A 25,439-nucleotide genomic window follows, 5' to 3' on the forward strand; every position below is an offset into this window, starting at 1 on the left:
TGAGCACGTCAGCCTCCTGGCGAGTTCTGCGATCCGCGGACCCCGGTCGGGCTGCCGGGTGGGAGCGTGCACCGGGCCGCCGTGTTCAGCGGCGCCGACGCGGTGTCACGGCCGTTGCGATACGGCGTCGCCTCGTAGCCGCTGGTGCACGGCAACGGCTCGAAGTACGTGACCGCCAGGCCGAAGTGCGCGCCGTCCGGCCGGATCACCTGCGACGCGGCGGAAACCGCGGCCGGGGTGACCACCAGCAGCTCCTCCATCCCGCGCTGGCGGGTGACCACGACGTTCGACGTCGTCAGCAGGTTCGCCATCACCACCCCGAGACCCGGTCCTGATTCCCGCACGAGGCCGCTCACCTGACCGGCCACCGCGGGAACCGACTTCAGCAGTGCCCGGATGTCGCCGTCGGAGTCCTTGAGCCGCCGGGCGATCAGCTTGGCGTTCACCCCGAAGGACTTGATCGCGTCGGACGTCTGCAACTGCGTGGTCAGCACCGTGCCGCCGCCGGTGATCAGCTGGGTGGTCTGCGGCAGGTGCGTGGTGGCCAGTTTGGTGAAGCTCGCGGTCGAGTCGAGCAACGCCTGCAAGTCGGGCCCCGCTCCCCTGGTGGCCTCGTGCAGTTCGTCGACGACCGTGCGCAACGCGTCCGTCGGCACGGATTCGACCAGCCGGTCCAGGTTGAGCAGGACCGTCTCGGTGGGCAGCGGCAGCTTGGTCTGCTTGGTCTCGATCACCGACCCGTCGGCGAGGTACGGCTGGGCGTCGCGGCGGGGCCGCAGGTCGACGTACTGCTCGCCCACGGCGGACCGGTTGGTGACCACGGCTTCCACGTCGACCGGCACCGGCGGCGCGCCGTCGTCGATCCGCAGGTCCACCTCGATGCCCTGGTCGGCGAGGTGCAGTTCACCGACGCGCCCGATCGCCACGCCGCGGTAGGTGACCTCGGCGTTGGTGAAGATCCCGCCGGAGTCGGCCAGCCGGAGCTTGACGACGTACCCGGATCCACCGAACACGCCGACGTACCGCGCGCCGACGTAGCTCACGCCCACCAGCGCGATGATGACGAACACGGCCACCTGGATCCGGATTGTCCTGCTGAGCATCAGCGGCCTCCCTGGTCGACCGGCGGCAGCGGCAACGCGGGCCCGCCTTTGCTGTCCAGCTTCAGGTGCACGTTGAGGTAGTCGCCCTTCAGCGCCTTCAGCGCCGAGTCGGGGAACGGGAACGTCAGCAGCATCTCCATCGCCTGCGGCAGGTTCTGGCCGGCGTCGGCCAGGTGGCGCAGGGTCGGCTCCAGTGCCTTCAGGTCGGCGATCAGGTCGTCCTTGGACTGCTTGATCGTGCCGACCGCGGCCGTGGACAACTCGTCGAGCGACTTGAGCATGCCGACGATCGAGCCGCGCTGCTTGGCCAGCACGTCGATGCCGGGGCCGAGGTTGTCCAGCAGGTCGGCGATCTTGTCCTTGCGCGCGCCGAACTCGCCCGCGAGCTTGTTCATCCCGTCGATCGCCCTGGTGATGTCGGCCCTGCGGGCGTCGAGCCCGGCGACGAACGTGTCCACATTGGTCAGGAAGGACCTGATCGCGGTCTCGTTGCCGCTCAGCGCGAGGTTCAGCTCCTTGGTGATCTGCTGGATCTGCCCGACGCCGCCGCCGTTGAGCAGCATGGACAACGCGCCGAACACCTCCTCGATCTCCGGGTTGCGGTTGGTCCGCTCGACCGGGATCACCGCGCCGTCACCGAGCACACCGTCCGCGGTGCCCTCGGGCGCGGCCAGCTCGACGAACTTCTCACCGAGCACACTGGACTGCCGCAGCCGCGCGATCGCGTTGCCCGGCAACCGGACTGAGCCGTTGACCGCGACGGTCACCTCGGCGGTCCGGCCGTCGGCGGCCAGTTTGACGCGCTCGACCCGGCCGACGGGAACGTCGTTGACCTTCACGCCCGACTGCGGGACGAGGTCGAGGACGTCACGGAAGCCGACCGTGACGCGATACGGGTGGTCGCCGATGTCGGCGCCGCCCGGCAGCGGCACGTCGTAGAGCCCGGCGGTGGAGCCGCATCCGGCCACCAGCACACCGATGCACGCCATCGAGGCGATCCGGCGCATCACCGGCCTCCCGCCAACGGCATCGGCAGCAACGCGCGCTGCGGCGAAGCGCCGGAGAACTCCAGGATGTCGGCGCGGCCGTCGATGGTCTTCGTGGCCGGGTCGTATGCCTTGAGCAGGTTGCCGAGCGCGAGCGGCGCGGTGTCCAGCGCCTCGGACAGCGACGCCTTCTGGTCGGCCAGCACCTTCGTCACACCGGTCAGCTTGTCCACGTTGGACTTCACGCGGCCCCGGTTGTCCTCGACGAACGCCCGCACCTGGTCGAGGACACCGGCCAGCTCACGCAACGCGGCGCCGAAGGCGTCCCGTTCGTCGGCGAGGATCCCGGAAACCTGGGCGAGCTGGTTGTTGAACGTGCGGACCTGGGTGTCGTTGGCGGCCAGCATAGTGGTGAACTTCTGCACGGTGTCGACCGTGCCGAACAGGTCCTCCTGCGAGCCGCTCAGCGTCCGGCTGGCTTTGCCCAGTTCACGGATGGTCTGGTTGAGCTGCTGGCCGTTGCCGTCGAGGTTCTTCGCGCCTGCCTCGATGAACTCGCTCAACGCGCCACCGGAGTTGGCGCCCTGCGGCCCCAGTGCGGTGGTCAGCTTGTCGAGGCTGCCGAACAGCTCGTCCAGCTCCACTGGCACAACGGTTTTCGGCGCCGGGATGACGGCACCGTCGGCGATCTGCTCGCCGCCCTGGTAGACGGGCGCGAGCTGGACGTACCGGTCGCTGACCAGACTGGGTGTCACCACGAGCGCGTTCGCGTCTGCCGGGACGGCGGTGCCGCGGTCGAGCGCCATCGTCACCCGGACCTGCTCGCCCATCGGCTCGACCGCGTCGATCCGGCCGACGGCCACGCCCAGCACCCGCACGTCCGAGCCGGGGTAGACGCCCACTGCCGAGGTGAAGTACGCGTAGACGAGCTTCGCGTCCCGCCCGGTCACCATGGCGACCGTCACCGCCAGCACAGCGACCACCGCGACCAGCGCGCCGATCTTGAGGTACTTGCCGCGCATCAGCGACCCGCTCCCTTCGGCGGTACGCACCCGTTCGGGCCGGGCATGAGCCCGCAGACGTACGTGTCGATCCAGCGGCCGTTGCCGACGGCGTTGCCGATCAGCCGGTAGAACGGCCCGGCCAGCCGCAGGCCCCGGTCGAGGTTGTCCTGATTGCGTTGCAGCACAGTGGTCACGCGTTCCAGCTGGGTGAGCGCCGGACCGAGCTGGGCCTGGTTGTCGGCCACCACACCACCCAGTTGCCTGGCCAGTTCCCGTGTCCCGGCCAGCAGGGACGCGATCGCGTCACGGCGTTTGGCGAACTCGCCCAGCAGGACACCGCCGTCCTTGATCAGCGCTTCGAACTGGGCGTTGCGGTCGGCGACCGTCCTGCCGAGCGAACTGGTGTTGCCCAGGAGTTTGCGCAGTTCCTGGTCACGGGACGAGATCGTGGTGGACAGCCTGGACAGCCCGTCGAACGCGGCACGCACCTGCTCGGGCGAGGTTTTCGAGAACGTCTCCGACAGCGTGCGGAAACTGGTCGCGAGCTGCGCGGTGTCGATCGTGCCCACGGTTTTGGCCAGGTCGCCGAAGGCGTCGTTCACGTCGTAGGGCGTCACGGTCCGGGCACGCGGGATGGCCGTGCCCGGGTCGAGCGGCTGGGTGCCCAGCGGGTCGAGCGCCAGGTTCTTCTGGCCGAGCAACGTCTTGATCCGGATCGCGGCCACGGTCTGGTCGCCGAGCCACACGCCCTTGGCGCGGAAGGTGACCTTCACGTGGTCGCCGTCCAGTTCGACGTCCGTGACCTCGCCGACCTTCACCCCGGCTACGCGGACCTCGTCGTTCGGCTTGAGCCCGGCCGCCTCGCCGAACTCGGCGGTGTACTCGGTGCCGCTGACGAACGGCAGGTCCGACCAGAAGAACGCGAGCAGCCCGGCCAGCAGCATCGCCGCGGCGCCGACCAGGCCGACAGTCACGGGATTGCGGTTGCGCAGTGAGATCATCCCCGGCACCTCGCCTCGGTGTTCGGCACGCCGACCGGTGGGCCGCCCGGCGCTTGCGGCGCGTCGGAAACCGCGGAGCACAGGAAGAAGTTCAGCCACGACCCGTAGGAGGCGGTCCGGCCGATCGCCTCGTACTTGGCCGGCAGGTTCGAGATGAACGCCTCGAACGTCGGCGAGTTGTCGGCCAGTACCTGCGACAGCCGTCCCAGCTGGGCGATGTCCTTGCGCAGCGGTTCCCGGCCGTCGCGCAGCAGGTCGCCGGTCGCCGTGGTCAGCGCGGCGAGCCCGTCGACCGCCTCGCCGATCGGTTTGGCGTCCCTGGCCAGGCCGGAGACCAGGTCCTGGGTCGTGGTGACCAACGAGGACAGCTTGTCGCCGCGCCCGTTGACCTGGTCGAGCACCGTGTTCAGGTTCGTGATCACCTCGCCGATCACGCGGTCCTTGTCGGCCAGCGCCTTGGTCAGCGAGGCCGTGTGCCCCAGCAGGCTGTCCACCGTGCCACCCTCGCCTTGCAGCACTTGGATGATCTCCATCGACAGCTGGTTGACGTCCTGCGGCGACAACGCCTGGAACAGCGGGCGGAACCCGTTGAGCATCGCGGTCAGGTCGAGCGCGGGCCTGGTGCGGTCCAACGGGATCAGCGCGTCCGGCGCCAGCGCGTCGGTACCCGTTCCCAGCTCGAGCGAGACGTACCGCTGGCCGATCAGGTTGCGGAACTTGATGGTGGCGGTGGTCGTGCTGGTCAGCGCGCGGTCGCTCGCGACCGAGAACGCCACTTCGCCGACGCGCTGGTCGACCACGTGCACGTCGTCGACCTGGCCGACGCGGACGCCGGAGATCCGGATGTCGTCGCCCGGGTTCACCGAGGTCACGTCGGTGAACCGGGCGCGGTAGGACACCGTGTCCCCGCCGCCCTGGTTGGCGATCGTGATGCCCAGCAACGCGGTCGCCGCCAGCGTCAGCACGACGAACACCGCGCCTTTCACGAGTGCCCATCTCATCGGATCGTCACCTCGGCTCCGCGCAGCAGGGGACCGACCAGCAGGCTGCCCCACGAGGGCATCTCGGCCGGGGTGGCGCCGTAGACCGGCGCCAGCAGTTCGGCGATGAAGCGGTTCTCCTCCGGCGAGTTCGCCACCTGGGTGGCGGTCCCGTTCGCGCCGTAGCACTTCGGGCCGCCGGTCGCGGTGAAGACCGGTTTGTCCTTGCCCGGCACGTACGGCCCGCGTGACGGTTTGACCAGGAGGTTGACGTGCAGGCCCGGCTCGCCGGTCCCGGCCCCGAGCACCTTTTCCACCGACGGCTTGAGCCTGGTGACCGACTCGAGCAGGCACGGGAACTCCGGCGAGTACCGCGCCAGCAGCTCCAGCGTCGGCCTGCTGGTGTCCGACAAGCGGATCAGCGTGTCCTTGTTGGACTTCACGAACCCGGTGAGGTCGTCGGACGCGGTCGTCATCGCGGTGAACAGCTCGGCGACCGACTGCCGCTGCTCGGCGATCGTCCTGCTCGTCGTGGTCATCTCCGACAGCGCCTCGACGATGTCCGGGCCCGCTTTCTCGTAGCCGGCCAGCGTGTCGGCGAACTTGGTGATGTCGGCCTGCAGTTCGGGCATCTTCGGGTTCAGCTGGGCGAAGTACGCGTTCAGGTCGGTGATCGTCGTGCCGATCTGCTTGCCGCGGCCGTCCAGTGCCTGCGAGATCGCGCCGAGCGTGTCCGCCAGTTTCTGCGGCTGGACGGCCTGCAGCACGGGCATCAGGTCGCGCAGTGCTTTCTCCAGTTCGATCGCGTGCGGGGTGCGGTCCTGCTCCACCACGTCGCCGTCGGCCAGCCGGTGCTTGTCCGGAGTGCCGGGCAGGACGAGGCTCACGTACCGCTGGCCGAACAGGGTCTTGGGCAGCAGCCGGGCGGAGACGTTGCGGGGCAACCGGTCCAGCTTGTCGGGTTGCAGCGCCATCTCGATGTCGACGCCGCCGGGGGTCACCCGGACCGCGCGCACGGACCCGACCACCATGCCGCGGGCTTTCACGTCGGCGTTGGGCTTGAGTTGGTTGCCGACGCGGTCAGCGCGCAGCGTGACCTCCGCGGTGGAGGTGAACCGCTTGTCGTACACGGCGATCGCGAGCCAGGCGAGGAACACCAGCACGAGCAGGAAGGCGATGCCGAGGACGTGGTTGCGTACGCGGACGTTCCTCTTGCGGCTCATCCGGCCACCCGCACTGTCGTGGTCGCGCCCCAGATCGCGAGGCTGAGGAAGAAGTCGAGGATGCTCACCATCACGATCGACGTGCGCACCGAGCGGCCGACCGCGACGCCGACGCCCGCGGGCCCGCCCGCCGCGCGGAAACCGTAGTAGCAGTGCGTCAGGATGATGCCCACGCTGAACACCAGCACCTTCAGGAAGGACCAGAGCACGTCCTCCGGTGGCAGGAACAGGTTGAAGTAGTGGTCGTAGGTGCCGGCGGACTGCCCGTAGGCCTCGACCGTGATCGTGCGCGCCGCCAGGTACGAGGTCAGCAGACCGAGGATGTACAACGGGATGATGGCGATGAAGCCGGCGATCATCCGCGCGGTGACCAGGTACGGCAGGCTGCGCACCGCCATCACTTCCAGCGCGTCGATCTCCTCGGAGATCCGCATCGCGCCCAGCTGCGCGGTGAACCCCGACCCCACGGTCGCCGACAACGCCAGACCGGCGACCAGCGGCGCGATCTCGCGCGTGTTGAAGTAGGCGGAGAGGAAGCCGGCGAACGCCGACGTGCCGATCTGGTTGAGCGCCGAGAAGCCCTGCAGGCCGACGACTGTGCCGGTGAACACCGACATGCCGACCATCACGCCGATGGTGCCGCCGATCACCGCCAGCGCGCCGCTGCCGAAGCTGACCTCGGCCAGCAGCCGCACGACCTCGCGGTAGTACCGCGTGATCGTCAGCGGCACCCACGCCAGGGACCTGGCGAAGAACCCGAGCTGGTCGCCCAGCCGTTCCAGCGAGTTCACCCCTATGCTCCCTTCGCTGGGACGAGTTCCAGGTACAGCACGCTGATCACGAAGTTCACGAAGAACAGCAGCAGGAACGTGATCACCACCGACTGGTTGACCACGTCGCCGACGCCCTTGGGCCCGCCCCTGGGGTTGAGGCCGCGGTAGGACGCGACCAGCCCGGCGAGGAACCCGAAGATCAACGCCTTCAGCTCACCCACCCACAGGTCCGGCAGTTGCGCCAGCGCGGCGAAACTCGCCAGGAACGCGCCGGGTGTGCCGTCCTGCACGATGACGTTGAAGAAGTAGCCGCCTGCCACGCCGACCACGCTGACCATCCCGTTGAGCAGCACCGCGACCAGCATCGACGCCAGCACCCTCGGCACGACCAGCCGGTGGATCACCGACACGCCGAGCACCTCCATCGCGTCGATCTCCTCGCGGATGGTGCGTGCGCCCAGGTCCGCGCAGATCGCCGAACCGCCCGCACCGGCCACGATCAGCGCGGTCACGATCGGGCTGGCCTGCTGGATGATCGCGAGCACGCTGGCCGCGCCGTTGAAGGAATCCGCGCCGATCTGCGCGGTCAACGACCCGAGCTGCAACGTGATCACCGCACCGAGCGGGATCGACACCAGCGCCGCAGGCAGGATCGAGACACTCGCGACGAACCAGAACTGCTGCGTGAACTCCTTGCCCTGGAAGGGAAGGCGGAACATGCCCGCGAACACTTCCAGGCCCATCACGAACAAGCGCCCGAACGCGCGCAGGGAGGCGGCGATCATCACGGGCACCCGATGCAGCGCACGCGCAGCTTGGTCACCAGGGTGTTGCCCGGTCCGGAGACCAGTCCGGTGAGCAGCGGGTCGAGGTCCTCGGTCACCCCGCAGCCGCTGAACGGCGGGATCTCGTACGTCGAGGGGATCTCGCTGACCGAGCCCTCCGGCAGGAGTTTGATCGGCCCGTTGATGCGGATCACGGCAGGTGTCGCGGTCCGGCAATTGGCGCCGACGTTGAGCGGGACCCCGTCCTGGCGCACGTCACGAAGCACTATGTACAGCTTGAGGGTGATGTCGGCTTGCGCGTCCGGCAATGTCACCACTACTTTGCCGGTCGCCAGGCCGTCCTGGACGAACTCGGTGGTGTTGGTGACCGGCATGAACCGGAACACCACGAAGTAGGCCGACGACGGCGGCAATGCCAGCGTGCCTTCGATCGAGTTGTCGGCGACGTCGATCCCGGCGTCGAATGTGCCCTCGTTCAGCACGATGTCCGAACCGAGTTTCGCGACCGTCGAGCGGCCGTCGACGAAGAACGAGACCTTGAGTTTCGCGGCGGCCGAAACCGGGGCGACCGGCTGGGGCACCGGGGCGGGTGCCGCCGATCCCGGGAAGGCCGACAGCAGCGAGAACGCCACTGCCACACCGCAGAACGCATTCCGGAGCGCCATCGCCACCCACTTCGGGAAATCGGAACTTACTCGGCGGTACGCTACCGGCGAATGACGACGCCGACAATCATGTCGAACGTTTTTGTCAGCAGATTAGGAACCCGGCGGCGCACTCTTGTCGCGCAGTGCGCACGAACCGGCGGCGACATGCGAAACTATGCCGTTCCGCCAACGGGACCACCGGCACATGTCATGCTCCGACAAATTCGCGGACGCTCAAGGCGGAAATAGTAGGAACGCTTGCGGCAGATCGGCCGAACAGTTACTTTACTGGCCAGTAGCCTAACGTTCGGGTGGCTACTTCCCCATCCGGCAAATCGGCGATTGAACAGCCCCTGCCGGACCGCGGGGTATTCGACCGCGGTTTTCGTATCATCGTTGATACACGGAGGAAGATTGTGAACAATCGAAGAGGGTCGAGGCGGCTCGGCGCGGCTCTGGTCGCGGCGGCCACGGTGATGGGAACAGTGGCGGGCACGGTACTGCTGGGTGCGGGCAGCGCGGCGGCCGATCCCGTTTCGCTGACCCTGACCTACAAGTGCCCCTTCCCCCTGATCGGCGTCCAGCCGATCACGGTGAAGATCGACGCGGACTTCCCGAAGTCCATCCCGGTCAACACTCCGACCCCCGAGTTGGACATCAAGACCATCAACACGGTCGGCGCCACCGCCACGCAGGGCCTGAACCTGGTTCAGGCCAAGACACTCGAGGGCACCGCGCTCGCCGACGCGGCTGTCGCGGCGCCTGAGGGAACCCTGCCGGTCAAGGTCCCGGTCACCCTCAAGAAGATCGACATCCCGGCGTCGGGCGAGTTCCAGATCGGGGCGGACGGCAAGACGCCGTCGCTGACGTTCACCAAGCCGGGCGAAGTCAAGATCACCGTCGGCGATCTGCTGCTGCACCTGGTGCCCCGCAAGGCGGACGGCTCGCTGACCGGGCTGGGCGAGTTCGACTCGCAGTGCACGCAGGACGCCGGCCAGAACAACACGCTGGCCACCGCCACGATCACTCCTGGCGGCGGCGGCAACGACACCGAGGCACCGACCGCACCGGCCAACCCCCGTGCGACCGGCACCACCAACAATAGCGTGTCGCTGGCATGGGACGCCTCCAAGGACAACGTCGGCGTCACCGGCTACGACGTCTACAACGGAAGCACCCTCGCCACGAGCGTGACCGGGACCTCGGCCACGATCGGCAACCTGGCGGCGGACACCAGCTACACGTTCACGGTCAAGGCGAAAGACGCGGCCAACAACGTGTCCGCGGCCAGCGCCCCGGTGACGGCCAAGACGCAGGGCGGCGGCGGTGCTGACACCGAGGCACCGTCCGCACCGGGCAACGTGCGTTCGTCCGGCACCACCAACAACAGCGTGTCGCTGGCATGGGACGCCTCCAAGGACAACGTCGCCGTCACCGGCTACGACGTCTACAACGGAAGCACCCTCGCCACGAGCGTGACCGGGACCTCGGCGACGGTCGGTGGCCTTGCCGCCGACACCAGCTACACGTTCACGGTCAAGGCCAAGGACGCGGCCAACAACGTGTCCGCGGCCAGCGCCCCGGTCACCGCCCGCACCGCGCCCGGCGGTGGCGGCAGCACGGTCAAGTACGGCTACACGCTCGCCGGTTCGTCGTTCATCAAGGCCCCCAACGGGACGACGAAGCTCGCCGGTGGCATCGACGCCGAACTGGACCTGGCGACCGCGAAGTACACCGCGGACCTGACGCTGAACCCGACCACCGGCGATTTCAAGGTGCTGGGTTTCCTGCCGGTGACGGCGAAGGTGGCGTTCGAGCAGGCGGCCAAGACCACCGGCAGCCTGACCGGCGGTGTGCTGACCTCCAGCTCCAAGGTGCAGGTGAAGCTGCCGCAGGTGAGCGTGTTCGGCTTCCCGATCAGCAACTCGCCGGACTGCGGGACGGTTTCGCCGTCGGACATCAACCTGAAGTCCGGCCCGAACTTCGACCCGCTCGCCGGCGGCAAGCTGACCGGTGAGTACGCGCTGGCGGCGTTGAAGGGCTGTGGCGGTCTCAACGACTTCATCAGCGTCTTCACCGCGGGGCCGGGCAACACGATCGACCTGACCCTCACCCCGAAGAAGTAACTCGCACAAAGCTGTGGGGCCCGGGTGCGTCGTGCCCGGGCCCCACTTCCATACCTCGTGAGTGTTTCGGCCGGTTCTAACCGGCCGAAACACTCACGAGTCAGTTCTGGTGCTGGTTGGCGCGCAGCAGGGCGGCGCGCGTGGCCAGTTCCAGGTCCAGCCTGCCGTTGGGCTCGGCGAACTGGTTGCCGAACATCTCCTGCAGCTTGCGCACCCGGTACCGGAACGTCTGCACGTGCACACCGAGGCGTTTCGCGGCTTCCTCGGCCTGGCCACGACCCGGCCTGCTCAGCCACTCGTGCAGGGTGGCCAGCATGCGTTCGCGTTGCTTGGGCATCAGATCCGCCAGTGGTGCCAGCCTGCGGTCGATGAGCTGTTCGAGCAGGTAGCCGTCGGTGAACAGGAGCAGGTTCACCGACTCGGCCATGCAGTCGATCACCGGCCTGCGCAGCGCCGGGTACTGGTCGACCAGGTCGAGGGCGCGCACCGCGACGGCCAGCGAGCCGCGGATCTGCGCGATCGGCGCCGGGATGCCGATCGCGGCGCGCCAGCCGGGGCAGCGGTGCGGCAACGTCTTGAGCATCGGGTCGCCCGCGCGCACGATCAGGCAGGTGCGCCCTTCCCATTCGCCCGCGAGCACGGCCGGGCCGAGGTCGGCCAGCGGCTCGGTGCCCAGCCGGGCGAGCGCGACCGCCACCGCCGTCCCGGGCACCGGCCAGTTCACCTCGCGGGCCAGTTCCTCGACGGGCACGTCCTGCATGATCAGGTGGAACAGCCTGCGTCTGCGGGTGGTCATGGTTTCCTCAGCCGGGTTGCGCGCCGCCGCGTAACCCGCCGCGCAGACCGTCGCCAGTTCGGCGATCCTGGCGGCGACCGCGGGTCTGCCCACGACCTCCGCGGCGACTTGGAACACCCGGCGCAGCGAGTCGCTCGACAGGCCGTCGGCGAAGGCGAGCGCGCCGAGGCTGCGGAACATCCGGACCCACCTGGCGTCCATCGCGCCGGGCGTGGTCGCCCAGTCGACCGCGGCGCCGAGCACCGCGCCGAAGGGCCCAGACAGCTCGATCTCAGGTGACTCGACACGCAGCCGTGCGGTCACCTGTCCGTGGAGCAGCGAGGTGGTCGCTGCCGCGTTCACAACAGGCACACTCACAGAGTGTCAATACGGCCGTACCGAGTTCATCGTTGAAACTACCTAAAGGACTGCGCGGACAGCTTCGAGTTCACGAACCACGCCGCGATCTGGGCCCGGTTGGTCACTTTCAGCTTGACCCTGATGTGCTCGACGTGCGACTCGGCGGTCCGCCGGGCGATGGACAGCTCCTCGGCGATCTCGTTGTTGGTCATCCCCCGCGCGACCAGCTCCGCGACCTGCGCCTCGCGCCTGGTCAACGGCGAACTGGCGACCTGGCGCTGCGGTGGCGTCCGGCTGCTCATCGCGAACTCGACGGCTTCGTCGGCGCCCATCCGGACGCCTTCCATGAACTCGACCGCGGCCTCCGTCAACCCCAGTTCGCCCGTCACGTGCTCGATGTCCTTGCGCATCGGCTCGACGAACGAGGCGTAGTTGGTCGGCATGGCACCGAGGGCCTGCCACAGCTTGGTGGCGGCGCCGAACAGGCGCGCTGCCCGGCGTGGCCGGTCGGTGTGCGCCGCACAGCCCGCCATCACGGTGAGCGAGAACGCGAGGATGGTCCGGTCGTCGGTCATCTTCTGCAACCGCAGCAGCTCCAGCCCGGCCTTCTCCGAGGACCGCACGTCCCCGCGCAGGTACTCCGCCGCGCTGTAGGACCACAGCGCCCAGGACCGCCAGAACACCTCGCCCGCCGCCACGCACCGGCCGACCGCGCTTTCCAGGATCCGGCGCCCGCTGATCGGGTCGCTCGCCAGGCTGACCGCCAGGCCGTAGTTGTAGGTGGCCCACAGCTCCCCGCCGTGGTCGTCCAGCTCGCGGAACATCTCGATGGCCAGGCCGTACAGTTCGGCGGCACGCGCGGGCTGGTCCCCGATCAGCGCCGCGTAGGCCCGCACGTGGTGGACGTAGGCGAGAGCGCGGGGATGACCGCTGCGCTCCGCGGCGGCACAGGCCTGTTCGAACGCCGCCATGTCGCCCTGCACCAACGCCAGGAAAGCGGACTGCCACTGGCCGTCCGCCCACTCCGGCTCGTCGGCCGGCACCAGCGACGACAGCTTCGCCAGCCACATCCTGCCTTCGGTGTTGAGTCCTTCGACGACCCAGAACTCCTTGACGGCGTTGATGATCCGCATCCCGGCAGCGGCCTCGTGCGGCTCGGTCAGGCAGAAGTCCAGCGCGGCACGCAAGTTGGCGTGCTCTCCGCGGATCAGCTCGATCAACGACACCTGGTGCGGCCCGAACCACTCCAGCTCGAACCGCGTGGCCAGCCCGACCAGCCAGTCCCGGTGCAGGCCACGCAGCCTGCCCGTGTCGCCGGTGGCGCTGAGCTGGTCCTCGCCGTACTGGCGGATCGACTCGAGCATCCGGAACCGGACCGTGCCCGCGTGGTCCTCACGCAGCAGGATGGACTTGTCGATCAGCCCGTCCACGGCCTCCAGGATCGACTCGATGCCGTCGCCGCCGCACACCTCCTCGGCCGCGTCGAGGTCGAAACCGCCCGCGAACACCGACGCCCGTGCCCACAGCAGCCGCTCGGTGCCGGTGCACAGCTCGTGGCTCCAGTCGATCAGCGAACGCAACGTCCCGTGCCTGCTCGGGCCCCACCTGCTGCCCTGGTTGAGCAGGGTGAACCGCTCGTCGAGCCGGTCGGCCAGCTGGCGCACCGACAGCGAGCGCATCCGTACCGTGGCCAGTTCGATGGCCAGCGGCAACCCGTCCAGCGCACGGCACAGCCGCACGACGTCGGCCGCGTTCTCCTCGGTCACCGCGAACGAGGGCAGCACGGCGGTGGCCCGCTCCACGAACAGCTGCACCGCTTCGAAACTCGTGACGTCCTCGACGCTGCCGGGCACGCCGAGCGGTGGCACCGGCAGCACCCGTTCCCCGCCGACCCCGAGGGACTGGCGGCTGGTGGCCAGCACCACCAGCCGCGGGCAGGCGGTGAGCAGGGCGTGCACGAGGTCCGCGCAGGCGTCCACGAGGTGCTCGCAGTTGTCGAGCACCAGCAGCAACCGCTGGTCGCCGATGTACTCGACGATCTGGTCGACCGGGCGCAGCGAGGAGTGGTCGCCCAGCCCCAGCCGGTCGGCGACCGTGCTGGGCAACAACTCGTGCTCGCGCAGCTCGGCCAGCTCGACGACGACCTCGCCGTCGGGGAACTCCGTGCGCACCGCGTCCACCGCGCGCAGCGCCAGCCGGGTCTTGCCCACCCCGCCGGGACCGGTCAGCGTCACCAGCGACGCCGTGCCGAGTAACTCGGCGACTTCGCGGATCTCGGCGCGGCGCCCCACGTAACTGGTCAACTCGGCCGGCACGCGGCGTTCCATCGCCAACCACCCCCGTCTGATCCGGACGGCCATTGTGCCGTGCCACCAGCCGGAGCGCACCCCTTGGCCGCCGCCGTCAGCAGGTGGTGGTGGCCGGTTTGCCTGCGAGGCGGTCGGCGATGAACGCCTTGGCGTCCGCATTTCCTTGGTACACCAGGGTTATGTGGTCTGTCGCCTGTGTCCGCCACGTCAGCTTGACGCCTTTGGAACAGTATGTGTCCCGCAAAGCCTGCGCCTGCGAGTAGTCGACGAGGTCGTCGTTGGTGGCGTGGTACTGCAGGACCGGCACCGCGACCGGGGTGCCGCCGAGCTTGTTCTCCGCGACCCTGGCCAGCCACGGCGGTGTCAGCACCGGGCTGCTGGTCGTGTAGTCGATGAGTTTCTTGTCCTTGTAGCGCAACAGGAGTTCCATCGTGCACGCGTCACCTCGCATCTCTGCGAGCAATGCCCGGCCCGCGTCGTTGAGGTACGTGTCCAGCTTCAGGTCGGGGTAGGCGGTATCCAGTCCGGAAAGGGAGTACATCAGCAGGCCGAAGCCGCGCTTGCCGTCCAATTGCAACGCCACCTGGGTCAGGTCCGCGGGCACACCGCCGCCGACCACGCCGACCAGGTCCAGATCGGGGGCGTAGGCAGGTTGTTGCTCGCCCGCCCACAAGGCCGCGCCGCCGCCCTGCGAGTAGCCGCGGAAGACCACTTTGGCCGACTTGGACAGCTTCGTCTCGGGAAGTCGTTGTGCCGCACGGACTGCGTCGATCACCGCGTGGCCCATCGACTGGCCGACGACGTACGTGGTCCTCGGATCCGGTTTGTAGCCCTCGTAGTCGGTGATCGCGACCGCGTAGCCGGCGGTCAGCATGTCGTTGACCGCCGGTTGTTCGTAGAAAGCACCCGCGTCGATCATCTTCGACGGCGTGCACCGGAATGCGGGGCCGTGGGTTCCCGCTGCCAGGCCGACGATCGGGGCGGCCGCCGGGTCCACGCGCTTGGGCACGACCACTGTCCCGGTGACCGCGTTGGGCTGTCCCAGCGCGTCGGTCGACCGGTACATGACCTGGTACGCGGTCACGGTTTCGTTGATCGGGGTCTTGGGCGGACCGATCTTCGCCGGGCGCCAGCGGATGACGTCACCCGGCGCGCCCGGGGGCAGCGGCGCCGGTGGGACGTAGAAGCTGTCGTCGGCCGGGCCGGGGTCGACAGCTTCGGCTGAGGGGGCGGCGGCGACCGTCACGGCCATGGTCAGCGCGGCGAGAATCGCGGATAGTGCGCGCATGTGCTGCCTCCGAAATTTCGGGGTCGATAAATCGTAACCTACCCGCCAGTAATGAACGTGGCAAACTCTGCTTCGAACTGTCATTGCGAAACAATTTCAACCAATGGTTCATACCTTTTCAGCCCAGCCCCGACCAGGCCCGACGACCCACTTTTAGCAAGATCGCACAGTTACCGGGGAACGGACTGTCAGTACTGGACAATGGCGCATCATTGACATTGATCACGGCCATATTTATGGTCGATGGATCCTTGCCCTGCTGTTTGTCACATAGGAGTGGCGATCATGAGGACGGAACTCGACCGTGCCGTGGGCACACCAAGCCAGCAGGCGCTCACGGCCGTGCCGAGAGAACTCGCCGAGCGGATGCGGCCGCACCTCGGCCAGATGGTCCGCGACATGATCGTCGAGATCCAGCGCGCGGTGCCGGCGTACCGGCAGCCGTTGGAAGGCAAGTTCGGCGAGATGCTCATCGGTGGCGTGCAGACCGCGATCGAGGAGTGCTACGACACCATCGGCACCTCGCCCGCACTGCGGCCGGACTGGCTGCAGTTCTTCCGCTACAGCGGGAAAGTCGAGTTCCTCGAAGGCCGCACGATGGACTCGCTGCAGACCGCGGTCCGGATCGGCGGGCGGGTCGCGTGGCGGCACCTGTCCACCGCGGGCCGCGCGCTCGGCATCGAACCGGACACGCTTTTCGCCGCCGCCGACGCGATTTTCGCGTACGTGGACGAACTGTCCGCGGTGGCCGTGGAGGGCTACACCGAAGCGCAGGCGCGGGCGGGCGGAGCGCTGGAACGCCGCCGCCAGCAACTGCTCAAGATGATCCTCGCCAAACCGCAGGTACCGAGGGAAACCATCGCGGAGCTCGCGGTCGCGACCGACTGGACGCTGCCCGACCAGCTCGCGGTGATCGCGTTGGAGTACCGCGACGACCAGCACCAGCTGCCCGCCACCGCGCTCGGCCCGGAGGTGCTCGTCGACCTGGAAAGCGCCGAGCCGTGCCTGGTCGTGGCCGCGCCGGAGATCCACGTCCCCCGCCTGGCGGCGGAACTGCGCGGCCGCCGCGCCGCGATCGGCCCGATCTCCCCGCTGCCGGACGCACGGCACTCGCTGCGGTGCGCACGCACAGCGCTCACGATGGTCCAGCGCGGCGCCTTGCCGCAGCAGCCGATCACGTGGTGCCGCGACCACCTGTCCACACTGCTCCTGCTCTCCGACGAGTTCCTCGCCGCACAGCTCGTCCGCCGCGCGCTGGCCCCGTTCGAGGAGCTGACCGAGAAGCAACGCGACCGCCTGACCGCCACGCTGCACGTGTGGCTCGGCACCAGCGGCAGCATCAACGACATCGCGGGCAAGCTCGACATCCACCCGCAGACCGTGCGCTACCGCATCCACCAGCTCACCGAGCTGCTCGGCGACCGGCTCAACAACCCGGCCGAACGACTCAACCTGGAGATCGCGCTACGGGCCCGGCAGTTGCTGGATCCCCGCTGACGCAGCGTTTCCGGCCGGCAGCCGTGGATCAGCTCACCGGCGACAGGCGCTTCCCGCTACCAGTACTGTGCACGGTGGAGGGGGAGGCTGGATGCGACGGTATCTGCGACCGCAGACGGATGTCCCGGCGATCGATGACTGGTCGACGGCACTGATCCTGAACGAGAACCGGGCGATGGCGCCGATCGTGTTCTGCGTCTGGGTCGTGCTCACGGCCACGGCGTTGGGCATCGCGATCTTCCTGCCGGGCAGCGCGGGCAACATCGCCACGGTCGTGGTGCTCGGTTTGGTGTGCGTGCTGACGTCGTTGAACCTGCTGAACGTCGTCGTGGAATCCCGCCCGGCCCGGCAGGGACGGCTGGACGCGCCATGGCGCCGGTGTTCCGCCACCGTCGCGGTGCTCGACGATGACGACTGGTTCCAGCGGTTGCTGGTCTTCGACGAGCCGGAAACGCTCCTGCTGCGCGGCACGGCTCTGGACGGCGCGCTGGATCTGGTGCTGGACCAGCAGGAGGTGTTCCTGTGCGGGCCGGACGAGAAAGACCGGGTGATCATCCGGGTGCCTGGCCTGTGCCAGCTGTACCACGCGGAGGTCGACCCCTCGCTCAGCGCCGCGGAAGTCCGGCCGATGGAACGCGAGCCGTACACGTCCACCCGTCCGCTGGACGATCCGGCGGTGGCCCACGCTTCGCGCTACTTCCGTTGGGGCACCAGGCAATGGATCTGGCCGGTGATCTTCGGCGGGCTCGGCTGCGTGCTGACCGGCCTGAGCATCTGGCCGCTCTCGATCGCCGGCCTGGTGACGGGCGGGCTGATGCTGCTCGTCGCCGGGTTCACCACCACGTTGACGATGCTCACCCCGTTGTACCGGGAGGCTGTCGCCGGGCTGGAGTCGGCCGAGCAGTGGACGACCGTGCCGTTCACGCTGTTCCCGTGGGAGCCCGCGCAGGAGGTGGCCGGGCTGGCCCAGCTGCCCGGCGGCGGGATGGCGCTGGTGGTGTTCCCCTTCCCGGATTCGGTGCTGATCGCCAACATCGCCGACACCGGCACCCTGTGGTTCGCGGGTTCGCTGACCAAGCAAGCCGTCGCGGTCGGCATTCCCCGGATTTCGGTGCTGACACTCGCGGTCGTGCAACGCGACCGCGACAAGCCCGAGGACAAGCCGCAGCCGTGGTTGTTGCGCGGCAACGAACCGTCACTGCGCCGGATACCCGTGCTGAATCGTTGACACAAGGTGTCAGGGTTCGCGGCGATCATGGTGGTCATGCGTGAAACGCCGGAAGAACTCCGCGAGCTCCAGGCCCTCCTCGATGCCTCACTGACCCGCTCCACCGCACACCTGCGCTCGATCATCAACGCCGAACAGACCCTGACCGCGGAGCAACTGACCCAGGTCCTCAGCGGGATGTGCACCCTCGCCCTGTCGACCGTGACCGCGACGGGTGAGCCGCGGATCAGCGGGGCGGACGGGCATTTCCTGAACGGGAGGTGGCTGTTCGGCACGGCCCGCGATGCCGCGAAGGCCCGTCATCTCGCCGCCCGGCCCGCCGCCAGCGTGGCGCACATGCGTGGTGAGGACCTGGGGGTGTTCACGCACGGGACGGTGGAGATCCTCAACCCGCGGGACGGCGAGGCGGCTGCGGACTGGCCGGAGCTGGTCGCTTACCTCAAGGAGTTCTACGGTGCCGACGGGTTCGACTGGGACAACGAGGTGGTCTACTTCCGGCTGCGTCCGCATTGGATGACCGTCTTCGCGCCCGACCCGGCCAAACTCCTCACGGACTAGTTGTACTGCCCGGACAGGTTGCGAACAGGGCGACACGTGATCTGATGATCTTGAAATGAGGGAGGGCCTCCGGGTTCGGTGTGGATTGCGACATCTGCACCGGCGACCCAGGAGGCCCTCAATTCCTCACGCTAACGCACCCCTGACCGAGCTGGGCAGGCTGCGCCTGGCTCGGTGTGTCGTGGACGACGGCTGGCCGCTGCGGCAGGCCGCAGACCGATTCCAGGTCTCGGTGACTACCGCGAAACGGTGGGCTGACCGCTACCGCGAGCACGGGCCGCGGGGTATGACCGATCGGTCCTCACGTCCGCACCACAGCCCGCACCGACTCCCCGACCAGGTCGAGCAGCGGGTCCTGCAGGTCCGGCTGGAGCGCCGGTGGGGACCGGCCAGGATCGCGTTCCTGCTCGGGCTCAACCCGTCCACCGTGCACCAGGTCCTGGTCCGTGGCGGTGTGGCCCGTCTGCGACACATCGACCGGGCCACCGGCGAGCCGGTCCGCCGCTACGAACACCCGGCCCCCGGCGATCTCGTGCACGTCGACATCAAAAAGCTGGGCAACATCCCCGACGGCGGCGGCCATAAGATCCACGGCCGGACCGCTGGCGGGCATAACAGTTCCGCGCACCGCGACCCGAACCGGCCACGCAAGATCAGCGGACGCGCGAACCTCGGCTACGGCTACCTGCACAACGCGGTGGACGACCACAGTCGCCTGGCCTACACCGAGATCCTGCCCGACGAAACCAAGCAAACCGCTGCCGCGTTCTGGCAGCGAGCCCGGAACTTCTTCCACACCAGCGGCATCACCGTCACACGCGTGCTCACCGACAACGGATCGTGCTACCGATCCCGGCTCTGGCGCGACACGCTCACCGCCGCCGGAATCACCCACAAACGCACCCGCCCCTACCGGCCACAAACCAATGGAAAGGTGGAGCGGTTCAACCGCACCCTGCTCGACGAATGGGCCTACGCCCGCCCCTATCACACCGAGACCGAACGACGTGAGGCGTTGCCACAGTGGCTGCATATCTACAATCACCACCGCGGTCACACCGCACTCAAAGGCCTACCACCCGCCAGCCGCGTCCCTAACCTCTCCGGGCAGTACAACTAGTGGCGCGGCGCACGTGGCCGGCGATCCGCTGGTACGTGCGCTCGGTCAGGGCACGGGTGCCGAAGCCCAGGATGTTGTACCCGTGGTCGGTCGCGGGGACGTCGTGGTGTTCGGCCAGTGCGCCGACGGCGGCGAGTGCTTCGGCGTAGCGGATGCCTTCGCCGCGGAGCCGGTCGAACTCGCAGGTGATCACGAGGGCGGGCGCGATCCCGGCGAGGCCGTCCGCGTTGGTCTCCCACGCCGGTGAGACGAGCCGGTCGCGGCGGGTGGCGGGGTCGGGCACGTAGGCGATGTCGAAGACGTCCGACATCCACGGCCGCATCAGCGGTTTATCCACAGTGGACGGCTTGTCGCGGAGGTGGGTGACCAGGTCGAGCGGCGCGTACTGGAGGACCTGCAGCGCGATGCCGGGACCGTCGTGCTCCAGTGCGAGACGCGCCGCCGCGGCGGCGAGCCCGCCTCCCGCGCTCTGGCCGCCGACGCAGACGCGCTTGCCGTCCCGCGCTGCCCACGTGACGACGTCGAAGACTTGTTCCACCGCGACGGGAAAGCGGTGCCGAGGCGCGACCGAGTAGTCCACGTTGACGACGACGACCCCTGCGTTGGCGGCCAGGTACCGGCACCACGGGTCGTCCTGCTCCGGGTGTTCCACGACGTATCCACCGCCGTGCAGGTTCACGTACACGCCGGTGTCCGCCGTCTCGGACGCCGGGTGGTACACGGTGCACGAAACTGTCCCGTGCCGTGTCGGCACCGCGACGACGCTGGTCCGGCCGGGGATCTCGGCGAAGCGCAGTTCGGGCTTCAACCGCGGCTTCATGATCGTCTTGAGCGTGCGCGCGACAAGGTCGGCGACGAACTGACTCGGCATGACACCTCCGACGTTGAGCCTAACCATCGCCGATGCCTTGCGCGTATCTGACGCAACTTTATTACCATAGATGCCGCAGGTACGGCATCATCGAGCTGGTGAGCTTCTGGGGGCTTCTTCGGCACCGAGACTTCCGCCATCTGTGGGCGGCTGACGCGCTCAGCCAGACCGGCAGCCGCGTCAGCGTGCTCGCCGTGCCCTTGCTCGCGGTGAGCGAGCTGCACGCCTCAGCGTTCGAGGTGTCGTTGTTGCGGGCCGCCGAGACCGCTGCGTACCTGGTCCTGGGCCTGCAGACCGGCGCGTGGTGTGCCCGTCGACGCAGCCGTCCGGTGCTGGTCGCCACCGACTTGCTCAGGGCAGCCGCGCTGCTCTCCATCCCGATCGCCGCGGCGTTCGGCGTGCTGACGTTCGCGCAGGTGATCGCCGCGGTGGCGGTGTCGGGTGTGCTCACGGTCGCTTTCGAGGTCAGCGCGACCTCCTACCTCCCGGCGATGATCGGCCGTGACCGTGTCGTCGACGGCAACTCCCTGCTGCAGCTCAACCGTTCCGTCGGCGCTGTGGCCGGCCCCGGACTGGCCGGCTACCTCGTCCAATGGTTCACGGCGCCTGCCGCGCTGCTGGTCGATTCGCTGACCTACCTGTGGTCGGCGCTCTGGTTGGGCACCATTCGCCGCCGTGAACCACGGCCCGAACAGAAACCGCGCGCCACCACCAGGGCCGACATCGCCGCCGGGATCCGGTTCGTCTGGCAGCACCCGCTGCTGCGCGCGACCGCGATCTACGGAGCCAGCCGGTCACTCACGCAGGCGATGCACATGGCCGTGGCGGTGGTGTTCCTTATCCGAGACGTGGGTGTCAGTCCCGGCACCGTCGGTGTGCTGGGCACAGTCGGGCTCACCGGCGCGCTGCTCGCCGCCGTGGTCACCCGGCGGCTCGCCGACATCGTCGGTTCGGCACGGCTGCTGTGGCTCATCGCGGTGCTGACCGGACTGGCCTTCCTGCTGTACCCGCTGACAGGGCCCGGCTGGGGCCTGGTGTGGTACGTCGTCGCCACGTTCGTCGCCAGTTTCGGCGTGATCGTGGCCAGCGTCCTCGGGGTGAGCTTCGAACAACAGGTCTGCCCGGACGACCTGCTGCCCAGGGTCAACGCCACTGTGCAGGTGGCCGCCTGGGGCGCCATCCCGCTGGGCAGCCTGCTGGGCGGCGCACTCGCCGAACTCGCCGGTACGCGCGTGACCCTGTGGGTGGCCGCGGGCGGCGTGCTGCTGTCAGCGGTGTTCCTCCTGCTGTCACCGCTGACACGAGTGCGTGACCTGCCGCGGCAGTTGTCCCGCCCGGGTGAAGGTGCCGGTCGTCAGCGGAAGTCGGCGACGTGATCGCGGGCCCACTCCGTGAAGGGCCGGGCTGGGCGGCCGGTCGCGTCCTGCACGCCGGGCCACGGCCGCAACAGCGCGGAGTAGTCCTCTTCGGACGTCCCGCCCTGCTCTGAAACCTCGGCGCCGCCGTAGTCCACGAACCCGAGCAGCAGGTCGGCGCTCGCGGCGACTGTTCCGCCCTGCGCCTTGAGCAGCCCGCGGGCGTGCTCGCGGGTGACCTCCTCGTAGCGGACCTCCTCACCCAGCGCCGCGCCGATGGCCTCGACCTGCTGGCGGTAGGTGATCCGGGCAGGCCCGGTGACGGTGTAGATCGCGCCTGCGTGGCAGTCCTCCAGGAGCGCCGCGACGGCGACGGCCGCCACGTCCGCCTCATGCACCGGCACCCCGACCTGCTCGGCGAAGGGATACCGGACCACGCGCCCAGACCGGATGGACGGGGCCCAGACCGGCAGCATGTTCGTCATGAACTCGCCCGGCCGCACCATCGTCCACTCCAGACCGGAGTCCCGTACCGCCTGTTCCACCGGAGGATGGTGGTAGGTGTCCAGGCCGACGGTGACGGCCGCGGCGGACAGCACGACCACCCTGCGAACGCCCGCCTCTTTGGCCAGCGCGACGACCTCGCGTGCGGTCTCCGGCACAGCGAACAGATACATCCTGTCCACCCCGGCGAACGCGGGCGCGAGCGTGGCGGGCTCGGTCAGATCGCCCTGCGCCACCTCGACACCCGCGGGCAGGTTCGCCGCCGCGGGGTTGCGGGTCAAGGCGCGCACGGCCACTCCCGCCTGGACGAGTTGGCCGACCACGAGCCGTCCCACCAGCCCAGTCGCTCCGGTGACCAGGACCTTCTTCGACGTATCGCTCATGAAAGCAAAGGTAGGGCCCATTACGGCCAATACCTGACCTGAATGCGCATCCGAATTCACCAGGAGCCGGGAAGGATCACCCGGCTACGACTGGGCAGGACTAGGCCGTTCGGGTTACGGTCGGACTGTCAGACCAGGTCAGCAGGCGAAGGTAGCGGCTATGGCAGGCTCGGCTCGCGATCACGCGGAGGTGCCCGGCTGGATCGAGCCGATGCTGGCCAAGCCGGACGGCGGACGGCTGCGCAGCGGGCCGGAGTGGGCATACGAGTACAAACTGGACGGCTACCGGGCGGCTGTGCGTGTCGCGGCTGACGGCACCACCGCCCTCACGAGTCGCAACGGGATCGACTTCACCGACGAGTTCCCCACGCTGACCGGGGTGCTCGGCGCCGCGCTGGACGGCCGGGCGGCGGTGTTCGACGGCGAGATCGTCGTCTACGACCAGGCCGGGCGGGTCGACTTCGGACTCATGCAGGACCGCCGCGGCCGCTACCGCAGACACCAGTCCGCCGGCGCCACCAGGACGTTCGACGACCTGCCAGTCCGGCTGCTGCTGTTCGACCTGCTCAGCCTCGGCACCGAGAGCCTGCTCGACCAGCCGTACGAGCGGCGGCGGGACCTGCTCACCGGGATCGCGATGCCCGACCCGCACCTGGTCTCGATCGTCGCCTCGGTCACGTTCGACCAGCTCGCCGCCGACCGGCTCACGCCGGACAAGCTGCTGCGACGGGTGGCGGCCGAAGGCCAGGAAGGTCTGATCGCCAAGCACCGGACCGCCCCCTACGTTCCCGGGCGGCGGACCGACGCGTGGCTCAAGCACGCGCTCACCCACACCCAGGAAGTGATCATCTGCGGGTGGCGGCCCGGTCAGCGCAGCTTCGAGAACACCCTCGGCGGGCTGCTGCTCGGCGCGCACGACCCGGTCACGGGCGACCTGGTCTACCTCGGCGACGTGGGCACCGGCTTCTCGCACCGCGCCCGTGACGAGCTGAAAACCCAGCTGCGGCAACTGGAACAGCGGGCGCAGCCGTTCGCGAAGGCGCCGCCGCGCGAGGACGTGGCTCGGGCCCGGTGGGTGCGGCCGACGCTGGTCGGCGAGGTCGAGTACCGGCAGTTCACCAGCGGTGACGGTCGGCTGCGGCACACCAGCTGGCGTGGCCTGCGCCAGGACAAGTCGCCGAGCGAGGTCGTCGCCCCGCACGCGCGCTCCGCCGAACCCGAGCCCGCCACACCCGGACCACCGCCGCGGTACGTCACCGTCCGGGTGGCCGAGCGGCAGCTGCGGCTGTCCAATTTGGAGAAGCCGCTCTACCCGGACGGGTTCACCAAGGCCCAGGTGATCGGTTACTACAGCCAGCTCGCCCCGCTGCTGCTGCCGTTGCTGGCCGGTCGGCCCGTCACGTTCGTGCGCTACCCCGACGGCACCGACGGCGAGGGGTTCTACGAGAAGAACGCCGCCGCGGGTGCGCCGGCCTGGCTGCGGACCGTGTCGTTGACCGGCAGCGGTTCGCGTGGCAGCGGCGGCCCCGTCAACTACCCGCTCATCGACGACCTGCCGTCATTGGTGTGGGCGGCCAACCTCGCCGCGCTGGAGCTTCACGTACCACAGTGGACGGTCACATCGGACGGTGCGCGCGGCATACCCGATCGGCTGGTTTTCGACCTCGACCCCGGTGAGGGTGCCACAGTCGTCGACTGCGCCGCTGTGGCCACCCGCATCCGCGACGCCCTTGTCCACGATGGACTCACACCGTACGCCACCACGTCCGGCTCCAAGGGAATGCAGCTCTACGCGGGCGTTCCGGGTGGTCCACGCTCCACTTCCGCCTACGCGAAGGCGCTCGCCGAACGCCTCGCGCGGGAATCTCCCGATCGGGTGACCGCGAAGATGACCAAGGCGTTGCGGGCCGGCAAGGTGTTCATCGACTGGAGCCAGAACAACCCGGCGAAGACGACCATCTCGCCGTATTCCCTGCGCGGCCGGGCGACACCGACCGTGGCGACCCCGGTGACCTGGGACGAAGTCGGCGCGTGCCGGCGTGAAGACGAGCTCGTGTTCACCGCCGGAGACGTCGCCGCGCGCGTCGAACGGTTCGGGGATATCCTCGCTGGGCTGTCGCAGTCCGGGGCCGGATCGCCCTGACGAATCACGACACGCCGACCGGCCAGCAGAGCCTCGGCGACACACCGTGAAAACTCGAATGTATGTTCGACCAGGGCTACCATCGCTGTCATGACGACGCCTCTGACCAGCACCAACAGCCCCGCGCCGGCACACGGCCCCGCTCGCTACCGAACCACCGCGCACGGCATCCAAGTCGTCATCCCCACCCGTTGCCCGAGCGGCCAGCACCGGCTCACCACGAACACCTGCCGCATCTACGAAACGGAGAGCACGCTGCACGTCGCGTGTCTGGCGTGCGCGGAGGCGGCGAGCACCGAGCACACGTGGTCGTTGACGACCCAGGGCCGCGCCGCGCTGTCCGCCGAGTTCGACGACCAGCCGTACCTGGATCTGTTGCGTCCCCGGCAATCCTCGTAGAAGAGGCGTGCGGTGGCGGGG

Annotated in this window: 22 protein-coding genes; 8 read left to right on the plus strand and 14 right to left on the minus strand. The window is 68.8% G+C overall.

The features are described from left to right. Nucleotides 1-8 precede the first annotated feature (8 nt). From AOZ06_RS37885 to AOZ06_RS37925, 9 genes are read right to left on the minus strand one after another with little or no spacing between them, the layout of a single operon-like run. Nucleotides 9-1,103 carry an MCE family protein gene (locus AOZ06_RS37885; RefSeq protein WP_054293773.1) on the minus strand — a complete coding sequence of 365 codons (1,095 nt, stop codon included), beginning with the start codon at nt 1,101-1,103 and terminating at the stop codon, nt 9-11. Further along, a complete protein-coding gene (locus AOZ06_RS37890) occupies nt 1,103-2,110 on the minus strand; it encodes an MCE family protein (RefSeq protein WP_054293774.1) in 1,008 nt (335 codons plus the stop codon). Before AOZ06_RS37890 ends, AOZ06_RS37885 begins: the two co-directional genes overlap by 1 nt. Continuing rightward, nucleotides 2,110-3,111, minus strand: coding sequence for an MCE family protein (locus tag AOZ06_RS37895; RefSeq protein WP_054297221.1), 1,002 nt, complete (start codon nt 3,109-3,111; stop codon nt 2,110-2,112). The genes AOZ06_RS37890 and AOZ06_RS37895 overlap by 1 nt, the downstream gene beginning before the upstream one ends. Further along, nucleotides 3,111-4,094 carry an MCE family protein gene (locus AOZ06_RS37900; RefSeq protein ID WP_054297222.1) on the minus strand — a complete coding sequence of 328 codons (984 nt, stop codon included), beginning with the start codon at nt 4,092-4,094 and terminating at the stop codon, nt 3,111-3,113. The genes AOZ06_RS37895 and AOZ06_RS37900 overlap by 1 nt, the downstream gene beginning before the upstream one ends. Further along, nucleotides 4,091-5,095, minus strand: a complete 1,005-nt coding sequence (locus AOZ06_RS37905) for an MCE family protein (RefSeq protein WP_054293775.1) — start codon at nt 5,093-5,095, stop codon at nt 4,091-4,093. The genes AOZ06_RS37900 and AOZ06_RS37905 overlap by 4 nt, the downstream gene beginning before the upstream one ends. Further along, nucleotides 5,092-6,297 carry an MCE family protein gene (locus AOZ06_RS37910; protein ID WP_054293776.1) on the minus strand — a complete coding sequence of 402 codons (1,206 nt, stop codon included), beginning with the start codon at nt 6,295-6,297 and terminating at the stop codon, nt 5,092-5,094. The genes AOZ06_RS37905 and AOZ06_RS37910 overlap by 4 nt, the downstream gene beginning before the upstream one ends. Further along, nucleotides 6,294-7,088 carry an MlaE family ABC transporter permease gene (locus AOZ06_RS37915; protein ID WP_236951874.1) on the minus strand — a complete coding sequence of 265 codons (795 nt, stop codon included), beginning with the start codon at nt 7,086-7,088 and terminating at the stop codon, nt 6,294-6,296. The genes AOZ06_RS37910 and AOZ06_RS37915 overlap by 4 nt, the downstream gene beginning before the upstream one ends. Before the next feature lie 2 nt (nt 7,089-7,090). Continuing rightward, a complete protein-coding gene (locus AOZ06_RS37920; RefSeq protein WP_054297223.1) occupies nt 7,091-7,855 on the minus strand; it encodes an MlaE family ABC transporter permease in 765 nt (254 codons plus the stop codon). After that, complete coding sequence (locus tag AOZ06_RS37925; protein WP_063810513.1) at nt 7,855-8,520, minus strand: hypothetical protein; 666 nt, start codon at nt 8,518-8,520, stop codon at nt 7,855-7,857. The genes AOZ06_RS37920 and AOZ06_RS37925 overlap by 1 nt, the downstream gene beginning before the upstream one ends. Before the next feature lie 398 nt (nt 8,521-8,918). Here AOZ06_RS37925 and AOZ06_RS37930 point away from each other — a divergent pair, with 398 nt between their 5' ends. Next, complete coding sequence (locus tag AOZ06_RS37930) at nt 8,919-10,628, plus strand: fibronectin type III domain-containing protein (protein WP_236951875.1); 1,710 nt, start codon at nt 8,919-8,921, stop codon at nt 10,626-10,628. A gap of 100 nt (nt 10,629-10,728) precedes the next feature. Here the strand turns inward: AOZ06_RS37930 and AOZ06_RS37935 are convergent, their stop codons facing one another. The 3 genes from AOZ06_RS37935 to AOZ06_RS37945 all read right to left on the minus strand — a co-directional run bounded on the left by AOZ06_RS37935 (nt 10,729) and on the right by AOZ06_RS37945 (nt 15,360). Beyond that, the gene (locus tag AOZ06_RS37935) at nt 10,729-11,775 is read right to left on the minus strand and encodes a PucR family transcriptional regulator (protein WP_157233472.1); all 1,047 of its coding nucleotides are present in this window, start codon (nt 11,773-11,775) and stop codon (nt 10,729-10,731) included. A 44-nt stretch (nt 11,776-11,819) separates the two neighbouring features. Continuing rightward, entirely contained in the window at nt 11,820-14,090 is a 2,271-nt protein-coding gene (locus AOZ06_RS37940) for an ATP-binding protein (RefSeq protein WP_157233473.1), read from the minus strand. A 76-nt stretch (nt 14,091-14,166) separates the two neighbouring features. Then, a complete protein-coding gene (locus AOZ06_RS37945; RefSeq protein ID WP_054293782.1) occupies nt 14,167-15,360 on the minus strand; it encodes a lipase family protein in 1,194 nt (397 codons plus the stop codon). A gap of 285 nt (nt 15,361-15,645) precedes the next feature. Between AOZ06_RS37945 and AOZ06_RS37950 the strand changes: the two genes are divergently transcribed. The 4 genes from AOZ06_RS37950 to AOZ06_RS37965 all read left to right on the plus strand — a co-directional run bounded on the left by AOZ06_RS37950 (nt 15,646) and on the right by AOZ06_RS37965 (nt 19,763). After that, entirely contained in the window at nt 15,646-16,857 is a 1,212-nt protein-coding gene (locus tag AOZ06_RS37950) for a PucR family transcriptional regulator (protein WP_054297224.1), read from the plus strand. A 91-nt stretch (nt 16,858-16,948) separates the two neighbouring features. After that, a complete protein-coding gene (locus tag AOZ06_RS37955; protein WP_054293783.1) occupies nt 16,949-18,085 on the plus strand; it encodes a hypothetical protein in 1,137 nt (378 codons plus the stop codon). Nucleotides 18,086-18,121: 36 nt separating this feature from the next. Further along, a complete protein-coding gene (locus tag AOZ06_RS37960; protein WP_054297225.1) occupies nt 18,122-18,643 on the plus strand; it encodes a pyridoxamine 5'-phosphate oxidase family protein in 522 nt (173 codons plus the stop codon). 121 nt (nt 18,644-18,764) lie between these two features. Further along, nucleotides 18,765-19,763, plus strand: a complete 999-nt coding sequence (locus AOZ06_RS37965) for an IS481 family transposase (protein ID WP_054297226.1) — start codon at nt 18,765-18,767, stop codon at nt 19,761-19,763. Here the strand turns inward: AOZ06_RS37965 and AOZ06_RS37970 are convergent. Next, the gene (locus AOZ06_RS37970) at nt 19,738-20,634 is read right to left on the minus strand and encodes an alpha/beta hydrolase fold domain-containing protein (protein ID WP_157233474.1); all 897 of its coding nucleotides are present in this window, start codon (nt 20,632-20,634) and stop codon (nt 19,738-19,740) included. The two genes, AOZ06_RS37965 and AOZ06_RS37970, sit on opposite strands and share 26 nt — an antisense overlap. A gap of 98 nt (nt 20,635-20,732) precedes the next feature. On the opposite strand from AOZ06_RS37970, the gene AOZ06_RS37975 reads away from it, so the two are divergent. Beyond that, nucleotides 20,733-22,010 (plus strand): MFS transporter, encoded by a 1,278-nt coding sequence (locus tag AOZ06_RS37975; RefSeq protein ID WP_054293784.1) that lies wholly within the window; start codon nt 20,733-20,735, stop codon nt 22,008-22,010. On the opposite strand, the gene AOZ06_RS37980 is transcribed toward AOZ06_RS37975, so the two are convergent. Continuing rightward, a complete protein-coding gene (locus AOZ06_RS37980; protein WP_054293785.1) occupies nt 21,989-22,876 on the minus strand; it encodes an SDR family oxidoreductase in 888 nt (295 codons plus the stop codon). The genes AOZ06_RS37975 and AOZ06_RS37980 overlap by 22 nt on opposite strands. A gap of 160 nt (nt 22,877-23,036) precedes the next feature. Between AOZ06_RS37980 and ligD the strand changes: the two genes are divergently transcribed. After that, nucleotides 23,037-25,019, plus strand: coding sequence for a DNA ligase D (ligD, locus tag AOZ06_RS54990; RefSeq protein ID WP_083472195.1), 1,983 nt, complete (start codon nt 23,037-23,039; stop codon nt 25,017-25,019). A gap of 90 nt (nt 25,020-25,109) precedes the next feature. Continuing rightward, on the plus strand, nt 25,110-25,418 hold the full coding sequence (locus tag AOZ06_RS37990) for a hypothetical protein (protein WP_054293786.1): 309 nt from the start codon (nt 25,110-25,112) through the stop codon (nt 25,416-25,418). Nucleotides 25,419-25,439 lie beyond the last annotated feature (21 nt).

This window comes from Kibdelosporangium phytohabitans, from assembly GCF_001302585.1.
Lineage (GTDB): Bacteria > Actinomycetota > Actinomycetes > Mycobacteriales > Pseudonocardiaceae > Kibdelosporangium > Kibdelosporangium phytohabitans.